The sequence below is a fragment of the Geobacillus sp. LEMMY01 genome, from assembly GCF_002042905.1.
GTDB classification, from domain to species: Bacteria; Bacillota; Bacilli; order Bacillales; family Anoxybacillaceae; genus Geobacillus; species Geobacillus proteiniphilus.
The window spans coordinates 1-7,572 of sequence record NZ_MVKA01000059.1; the positions used below are offsets into that span (position 1 = coordinate 1).

Here is a 7,572-nt window from a genome sequence, read left to right on the forward strand (position 1 = left end):
ATCTTCACTCCATCGGCGTTAGAGGCGATTGCCCTGCAGTCGCGGGGATGGCCTCGGGTGATCAACACGTTGGCCACGACGTGCCTGTTATACGGGTATCAGCTGAAAAAGGACGCCATTGACGAAGAAGTGGTGCGCATGGCCGCAGAGGAAATGGGGTATTAGCACGAAAGGGGCCGAATCGGCCTCTTTTGTGCTTTCTCTTTTCCATCGGTCCATCAGGCGCGCTGGAAATCTTCATCTGAAAGAGCGTGCAAACGTTCCGAAAGAATGTGCAAAATCCGGAACAATCCGCAAAAATTTTGCACATTATTTCCGAATCCGCCTGAAATAATTTGAAAAAGGGATTCTGAAATAATGTGCTAATTTACACACAAAGTCTTGACTGACTCTTTTTCGAAGAATATCTTGTTTTCCCCCACACGATTTGTGTTAAAATTTGAGATGGACGCCCCCAATGACCTGCTGTTCCTATCTCCATTGATGATTGAGCCCTTTGATGAAGCCCTAAATCAATGGAATCCTGTCAAAAGCGTGTTGCCAAAGCAGAAATTACTTGAATCATCGGACACCTATAAGGAAAACCATTCAAAATTGAGAAAGGATGACCAATATGGAAGCCCTCTTGAACCGAATTTTGGACCGCCTGGATCAATTACAATCGGATATCAACACCTTGACATCCGAAGTAAACGACGTCAAAACCAAAATGGCAACCAAACAGGAAGCAGCTGAGCTCCGATCCACAGTAAACGAACTCCAGTCCACAATGAATCAACTCCAGTCCACCGTAAACGAGATGGAAGCGAAAATGGCGACCAAACAGGAGTTGGCAGAACTCCGATCCACAGTGAATGAGATGGAAGCAAAGATGGCGACCAAAGACGATCTAGCCCCAATTCGGCAGGCAGTCCTGGAAACCAATGAGATTGTCAAAAACATCGAAGTCAACCAAGAGCGCCACGAACAAATTTTGGAAATCCTCTCCAAACGATCGATCGAACATGAGGCATCCATCTCCAAGCTGCGGCGCGCGCAGTAATTCAACAAGGGAAAGACGACCGGGGTTAGGGAGTAAACAATGGACAAGGATCGAGATGTGGAGCAAGGAAAAAACATACCTTTCAGACATGTATCGGATTGATCTAACGAATATTCTTCCTAGCAGCGTTGGAACCGTGTTTAGGCTATCCAAGCGTCCTAGCACCCGGGAAGGCCAAGCGTCTTCCCGGATTTGTCTGGCTTGGAACATGCTCGGCTTCAATCGGCATCTCAACCATCGTCTATCAACACTTTAACGTCTACAAATGCTAAAAAGACGAGAAAATAAAAAAAGCACGTAACCTTTTTTGATTGGTTAAGTGCTTCTCGTCAACAATTTCTTAATCATTTGATATTTTTCCTCTACTTTGTTCCTCAGCTCTTCTTCTCCGATATACTCATCGTCATCCTCTCTATGAAGAGGGTTAGGCTCATACCAACCGCACGCTTCCGAAATATCATCAAACGCGTCGATGTACTTTTCGTCTAAATCTCCATCATCGAAATAAGATGCATATATAGCAGGAAAATCATAAGAAAATTGCTCTGGCGACAAATTTCCTTCAAGATAGTCTTCGATGCACCGCAACAAATCATCCATCGATTTCCCTCCAATCTTTTTTTGGTTTCTTTCTAGTAACAATACTAACAATCTCGCCAGTATCATTAGCTTGTATGACAGCAATACCGTCTTTAAAATACACCGTTTTGTTCCCTTCTGCCTGATGATATTTTTTACCTGTCTTGAGTACATCCAAGACATTTTCATTTGTAAAGTCTCTTTTTCCTTTTCCTTGTTTTTGGCCCAAAGCTCGGTTAACTGCATGTTCTCTAAATATAAATCCTTTTTCTTTAAAGTATTCAAACGTTTTGTTCATTTTTTGAAGATATTGTGCTGAATAAACATTAGGATCCTTTACCTCTAGCTTATGACCTCTGATATGCTTATTATACCACTCTTCGTACGAAACGGAATCCACCAATCCATTCATCGACTGGCGTTTCTCACCTTTCGTATATTCCGATTCATCAAAATACGGAATCGTCGTCGTTCGGCAGCGGACATGAAATGGCGGTGCCGTTGTGCCAGGTTTATAATTTTTTACCTCATACACTTTTCCGTCCATGCTTCGGCAAATGTCCGATGTCCGCATATCGAGCGTGGCCAAAATCTCGTATTTCTCCATTCCTGCGTCGCGATAGCTGTTGTGGGCCGCCAAATTGTGAAAGAAGTTGGCCTCGGTTCTCACCAACGCTTCGGCGCGCGAATAGGCTACATCGGCCACTCTTACAATTTCTTTGGCCGTCCGATCAATGGACCGGCCGATGATGAAGCTTTGTTCGAGCGTTTTTCGGATATTTTGCATCGTTTCCTGCTCATGGCCCCAGATCCGTTTGGAAAACTCTTTCCCACTCCAGTTATACGACATCACTTCGCACATGGTGCTGTCGTCAAGAATTTGCACATTAACAGGAATGCCCGTTCTGGCAAAGTCGTACATGAAGTGGTAAATGAACAAAAAATAATTTACACGTATTATTAATACGTGTTATAATAAAGATGTGGAAAGGGGGAATAAACATTTCATCAAAAGAACTGATTAAACTACTGAAAAAAGACGGATGGTACTTACATAGGGTAGTCGGAAGCCACCATCATTTCAAACATCCAACGAAAAAAGGAACCGTCACAGTTCCCCATCCACGAAAAGACTTAAAACCTGGAACAGTACACTCAATACTAAAGCAGGCAGGGCTGAAATAGCCCTCCTGCGAAAGGAGGTTTTCCATATTGGCTAAATATTATTTCCCTGCCATTTTCGATCCCGGATCCGATGGGAGCGAAGGATATACTGTCACATTTCCGGATCTGCCGGGTTGCATTACAGAAGGTTCTACTTTGGAAGAGGCATTTCGTATGGCAAAAGACGCTTTAGAAGGATACCTTTATGGAATGGAAGAAGACGGCGAAGGGATCCCGGCGCCCTCTGATCCCAAGAAATTAGTCATTCCTCAAGGTGCGTTTGTCTCTATGATCGAGGCGTGGACCGACTATATCCGTGACGAGATGGAAAATAAATCAATTAAGAAAACATTGACAATCCCCAAATGGTTAAATGACGCCGCGGAAGCAGAAGGGATTAATTTTTCGCAACTCCTGCAATTTGCCCTGAAAGAACGCCTAGGAATGGTTAAAAAAAGCGAACCTGACACAAAACAATGAAATGGAAAAGCCTCTTCACCCACACAGGTAGAAGAGGCTTTCTTTTATGCGTTTTTGAATTTTTCTTTCCGCCCGTTCAATCATGGTTTGAACGCTACTATATAGATGCTTGAAGCTTTAACATTTGCGGCTTTTACCGGGCATTGGATCGACTGTCGGGCGACCGAACAGCGCCGCTTTCAGACCCATGTATGGGTCTGTAAAGCGAGTGGTTGTTCGGTCTTCCGTCACGCCTTGGCGTGACGAGGGCAAGCCACAGGCTTGCCCTCGACAGTCGAAAAATGGATAAGCGACTTTTCCGTCAAGGATATGTTAAACGTTTTCGTTGCATCTATATAGACCATGCCCTCCTTTTTCATCTCTTCAAAAAATCCCTTGTCTTCCCCCATACGATTTGTGCTAAAATGGGAGTTGGATGTCCCCAACGACCTACTGCTCATATCCCCATTGATGATCGAACCTTTTGACAGAGCCCTACACCGACAAGATCCAGACTACGTTAGTAAAGCAGAAAAAGCCTTGGAGAATGGGCTTGAATCACCATCAATCAAAGCAGGGAAAGGATGACCCATATGGAAGCACTCTTGAACCGAATTTTGGATCGCCTCGATCAATTGCACTCGAATGTCAGTACCTTGACATCCGAAGTCAGCGATATCAAAACCAAAATGGCGACCAAAGAGGAATTGGCTGAACTCCAGTCCAAAGTCGATGAAATCGAAGCGAAAATGGCCACCAAAGAGGAATTGGCCGGACTCCAGTCCAAAGTCGATGAAATCGAAGCGAAAATGGCCACCAAAGAGGAATTGGCCGGACTCCAGTCCAAAGTCGATGAAATCGAAGCGAAAATGGCCACCAAAGAGGAATTGGCCGGACTCCAGTCCAAAGTCGACGAAATCGAGGCGAAAATGGCCACCAAAGAGGAACTCGCTGAACTTCGCTCCACTGTGATCGAGCTCCAGTCCAATGTAAACGAAATTCAAGCGAAGATGGCGACCAAAGAGGAACTCGCTGAACTCCAGTCCAAAGTGAATGGACTCCAATCCAACGTAAACGAAATTCAAGCGAAGATGGCAACCAAAGACGACCTGGCCCCAATTCGGCAGGCGGTCCTGGAAACCAATGAAATTGTCAAAAGTATCGAAATCAACCAAGAGCGCCACGAGCACATTTTGGAAATCCTCTCCAAACGCTCGATTGAACATGAGGCATCCATCGCCAACCTTCGGCGCGCGCAATAATTCTACAGAATGAAGACAATCGGTGTTAGGGAACAAACAATGGACAAGGGTCGAGCTATGCAGTGCCACAAAGAAAAAACATCCCTTTCAGACATGTATCGCTGGGATTCATCTAAGGAAGATTTCCCTAAACCAGAGCGACAACCTGACAGCGTTTGAACCATGTTTAGGATATCCATGGGGGCATCAATCACATCCGGGAAGGGCCAGGCATCTTCCCGGATGTGTCTAACGTGGCTTCAGTCGACAGCCATCCATCGTCCATCAACATTTTTGGCCTCCCTTTCATTTGCCGTTCTGATCCTTTCTGTCAAACTCTCTAAACGGCTGGTGAAAAACAACGGATTCACTCGATTTGAGAGAAATCGAAAGGGATAAAGTCATGGTGTCGCAAGGTTTTTCAATTGGAAAAACACTGTTGGGAAGCAGTATTTTCCTTCAAATCACCGGGCTTCTAAATGTTGTACGCCTTATTCCGATTCGTGTTTCAAAAAAACACAAATTTTCTACTTCTTCACACATTCCCTCTCCTTTGATTTGCCGCTCTAGCTATGAAGCCGAAAAAGCTGATGTCGCTTTTCTCTCCTCCGCTCCGCAACGAATACCCCCGCTAGAAACGAACCATGAAGTGGAAGGAGACAAAAACATATAGCCGCTTTCGCGATACAAAAACCGAAGCGTCCATTGTCCGGAATCATCAGGAAATTCTTGATGCAACAACTGTTCGATGGCGTCGATGCACGCCTGTTGTTCATCAGGCGCAATCGGGCGGAAATCTTCCGCTAACGTCCCTGAACAAGCTTGTTCTGCCGTCACCTCGCCATTCCACCCCCACTCCTGTCTATGAAACGGTTCATGAATCGGCTCGCTCCACTCAAACCAACGTCATTTTCTGCTAAAATAAGGACCAAGCCACCCTCGTTCATGGGTTACAACAAACGTCCAATTGAACTCGTGATCGACCACGTATATATCGGCATACTTGCCGTTTTCAGCTGTCAAATCTCTCGCTTTCAAACTGAAAGCGTTCTCCACTTTAAAAACGCCATCACAATGTTGAAACTCATATTTCGCAACCTTTGCATAATATACAAAAAACAACCTGGATATTCGCATAAAAATAATTTTTTATACAAAAATTGTAAAATAATTAATTTTTATTCGGTCAAATCGGGCTTATTTCGAATTTTTATTCAGGGTGCGAAATGTGAGTTGAAAGAAAATATAGCAGCATTCTTTCTCTTCCTTATCAAACGCCATTTCCGCTTCTGTTTCCACTAAACAGTCCCTCATTCCATAGCTGAACACATGCCATAAGTAACCGCCCGCCCCATTGATATCATAAAGGTGGATGTTTTGTTTTTCTTCCGCAGTCAAATGTCCGGCAAACACCTCTTCCCAATGTTGCCTTAATTTCGCTCCGAAACCAGGTTGTTTGCTTATTTTGATGTTTCGATCCGCCAGTTTATCGAACAACTCCATTCACTCCTCCCTCAAGTTGGGTTATATGAATTGCTTTTCGCGTAAGCTGCAAAAATCGGGAGAACTGAATACCTAGATTGTAAGAAGAACTCCATAGTATAATCACATCGTTATGACAATCAGCGAATCCCTTTGTTCAGTTCGCAATTCTTTCCCATCTTCGCATAATCAGTTCTCCCTCTCTTTATTTTCTCTCCCATATCTCCTTGCATCTTACGACTCAACCTCTCCTCTTCTTCCACTTTTGGTTTTTCTCTGCAATTTTCTCTCATTTTCCATTCTTTTCACTTTCCATTTCGCCTCACCGAACACGATTGTACGCACACGATTTTCTTTTCTCGAATCGTATTCGGTAAATAAAAAACAAGGGATTCCACTTACGTGAAACCCCTTGTCCCTAAAGCCTTTTCCCTATTTTCGATGCCGATGGTGGGAGTAAAACCACCATCCTCCAACCCTTGATTTTTCAAAGTTTATAGACTTTCAATTTCCTTGGTGTGCAAAATTTGTGCAAAATTATCTCCAGTGCGTAAATCCATGCAAAAAGGCGGATCACTCCGCCTTCTTTTCGTTGCTCATATTCCGCCTTTTTTAATTAAATTGGGTAAGAATATTTTAGTTTTTATTATCCAGAACATTTAAAACACGATTAATAAACGCTTGACCATCTTCAAACTCAATATATCGTAAACTATTATCATGCAATAAAATCTCTACTTTTTTAAATGTTTCTCTATCCCCATTGTCTATTAGTTTTTGTAATTCAGCTAATTCAGCTCTTAATGCGTTAACCAAACTCTCTGGTTCTTCGTCTCTAAATTCTCTAATCATGTCGTCAAATTCATGATCATCGATTGATTGATTATAATATCCGTCTACAAAGTATTTAAGCGTCTTAAATTTTCTCTCAATTTCCATCATATTCATCACCACTTCGGATAAGATGTAACAATATAAAAACCATATGGAGAATTAGGATCTCTTTTTAATAATGTGAAAGTATTTCTTAGGTCATAATCAATTTTATTTGCACCCTTTTTAACTCCTCTTCCCACCGGATGTTTATATTTATAATTTAGACTTAATGTTGTACTTTCGGAGTTTAACAGCCAATCAGCAATTTTATCAGCATTCGCTTTTATTGTTAGTTCAATCACATTATTGGCAGTAGTTTTATTAGTATAAGTACTTACGTCTTTTCTTTCTGATTTCATACGATCAATTAATTCATTATCTTTTAAAGAAACATGTTTTAGAAGTAACTATTCAGCCCGTACATAGAAAAAATTTACGAGAGCCGGTTTGTTCGTACCTTCCTTGTCTATACTAATTACCATCATAGACATGGGAGGTGAACACAATGGCAAATGTTGCTTTTGGCTTCCAAGAAGCGGTCTTCACACTCGAAAGCATGGTGGCAAACATCGAACGTCAAGCACAGACCATCGAAAAACTCATCAACGAAAATAAACAGTTAAGACAAGAAAACCAGCAATTGAAAGCACGTATTGCAGAATTAGAAGCCCGTACGAAAAAAAACAGTACGAATAGTCATKTACCGMCGTCCTCTGACCGGTTTGGGGC

The 7,572-nt window shown here is 42.7% G+C and carries 11 protein-coding genes and 2 pseudogenes; 6 read left to right on the plus strand and 7 right to left on the minus strand.

All coding sequences use genetic code 11. The annotated features are described in order from the left end of the window. A pseudogene (locus B1A75_RS18615) lies at positions 1–165 on the plus strand (AAA family ATPase); the annotation flags it as partial. A gap of 448 nt (positions 166–613) precedes the next feature. Then, positions 614–1,042 carry a hypothetical protein gene (locus B1A75_RS18625; RefSeq protein WP_079936687.1) on the plus strand — a complete coding sequence of 143 codons (429 nt, stop codon included), beginning with the start codon at positions 614–616 and terminating at the stop codon, positions 1,040–1,042. A 315-nt stretch (positions 1,043–1,357) separates the two neighbouring features. On the opposite strand, the gene B1A75_RS18630 is transcribed toward B1A75_RS18625, so the two are convergent. Beyond that, the gene (locus tag B1A75_RS18630) at positions 1,358–1,642 is read right to left on the minus strand and encodes a hypothetical protein (RefSeq protein ID WP_074044557.1); all 285 of its coding nucleotides are present in this window, start codon (positions 1,640–1,642) and stop codon (positions 1,358–1,360) included. After that, the gene (locus B1A75_RS20465) at positions 1,635–2,561 is read right to left on the minus strand and encodes a minor capsid protein (protein WP_239691284.1); all 927 of its coding nucleotides are present in this window, start codon (positions 2,559–2,561) and stop codon (positions 1,635–1,637) included. Before B1A75_RS20465 ends, B1A75_RS18630 begins: the two co-directional genes overlap by 8 nt. A 41-nt stretch (positions 2,562–2,602) precedes the next feature. Between B1A75_RS20465 and B1A75_RS18640 the strand changes: the two genes are divergently transcribed. The 3 genes from B1A75_RS18640 (at position 2,603) to B1A75_RS18655 (ending at position 4,506) form a co-directional block, all read left to right on the plus strand. Continuing rightward, a complete protein-coding gene (locus B1A75_RS18640; protein WP_204378355.1) occupies positions 2,603–2,806 on the plus strand; it encodes a type II toxin-antitoxin system HicA family toxin in 204 nt (67 codons plus the stop codon). A 27-nt stretch (positions 2,807–2,833) separates the two neighbouring features. Further along, positions 2,834–3,265: a type II toxin-antitoxin system HicB family antitoxin gene (locus tag B1A75_RS18645; protein ID WP_074044556.1), complete on the plus strand. Its 432-nt coding sequence runs from the start codon at positions 2,834–2,836 to the stop codon at positions 3,263–3,265. Between the two features lie 572 nt (positions 3,266–3,837). After that, complete coding sequence (locus tag B1A75_RS18655) at positions 3,838–4,506, plus strand: hypothetical protein (RefSeq protein ID WP_079936688.1); 669 nt, start codon at positions 3,838–3,840, stop codon at positions 4,504–4,506. Positions 4,507–5,055: 549 nt separating this feature from the next. Here the strand turns inward: B1A75_RS18655 and B1A75_RS18660 are convergent. The 5 genes and pseudogenes from B1A75_RS18660 to B1A75_RS19635 form a co-directional block, all read right to left on the minus strand. Next, complete coding sequence (locus tag B1A75_RS18660; protein ID WP_074044553.1) at positions 5,056–5,322, minus strand: hypothetical protein; 267 nt, start codon at positions 5,320–5,322, stop codon at positions 5,056–5,058. 69 nt (positions 5,323–5,391) lie between these two features. Next, a complete protein-coding gene (locus tag B1A75_RS18665; RefSeq protein ID WP_079936689.1) occupies positions 5,392–5,622 on the minus strand; it encodes a DUF4275 family protein in 231 nt (76 codons plus the stop codon). Between the two features lie 60 nt (positions 5,623–5,682). Next, positions 5,683–5,988, minus strand: a complete 306-nt coding sequence (locus B1A75_RS18670; protein WP_079936690.1) for a DUF4275 family protein — start codon at positions 5,986–5,988, stop codon at positions 5,683–5,685. A gap of 615 nt (positions 5,989–6,603) precedes the next feature. Beyond that, positions 6,604–6,909: a contact-dependent growth inhibition system immunity protein gene (locus B1A75_RS18675; protein WP_019417960.1), complete on the minus strand. Its 306-nt coding sequence runs from the start codon at positions 6,907–6,909 to the stop codon at positions 6,604–6,606. A gap of 5 nt (positions 6,910–6,914) precedes the next feature. Then, positions 6,915–7,232, minus strand: a pseudogene (locus B1A75_RS19635) (RNase A-like domain-containing protein); the annotation flags it as partial. Positions 7,233–7,348: 116 nt separating this feature from the next. Here B1A75_RS19635 and B1A75_RS18680 point away from each other — a divergent pair. Next, on the plus strand, positions 7,349–7,572 hold a 224-nt coding region (locus B1A75_RS18680; RefSeq protein ID WP_254866660.1), incomplete at its 3' end, for a DUF6444 domain-containing protein.

Coding starts and splice junctions, on each gene's coding strand:
- B1A75_RS18655 (WP_079936688.1), top strand. CDS start 3,838: ATGGAAGCACTCTTGAACCGAATTTTGGATCGCCTCGATCAATTGCAC.
- B1A75_RS18670 (WP_079936690.1), bottom strand. CDS start 5,988: ATGGAGTTGTTCGATAAACTGGCGGATCGAAACATCAAAATAAGCAAA.
- B1A75_RS18675 (WP_019417960.1), bottom strand. CDS start 6,909: ATGATGGAAATTGAGAGAAAATTTAAGACGCTTAAATACTTTGTAGAC.
- B1A75_RS18625 (WP_079936687.1), top strand. CDS start 614: ATGGAAGCCCTCTTGAACCGAATTTTGGACCGCCTGGATCAATTACAA.
- B1A75_RS18665 (WP_079936689.1), bottom strand. CDS start 5,622: ATGCGAATATCCAGGTTGTTTTTTGTATATTATGCAAAGGTTGCGAAA.
- B1A75_RS18640 (WP_204378355.1), top strand. CDS start 2,603: ATGTGGAAAGGGGGAATAAACATTTCATCAAAAGAACTGATTAAACTA.
- B1A75_RS18630 (WP_074044557.1), bottom strand. CDS start 1,642: ATGGATGATTTGTTGCGGTGCATCGAAGACTATCTTGAAGGAAATTTG.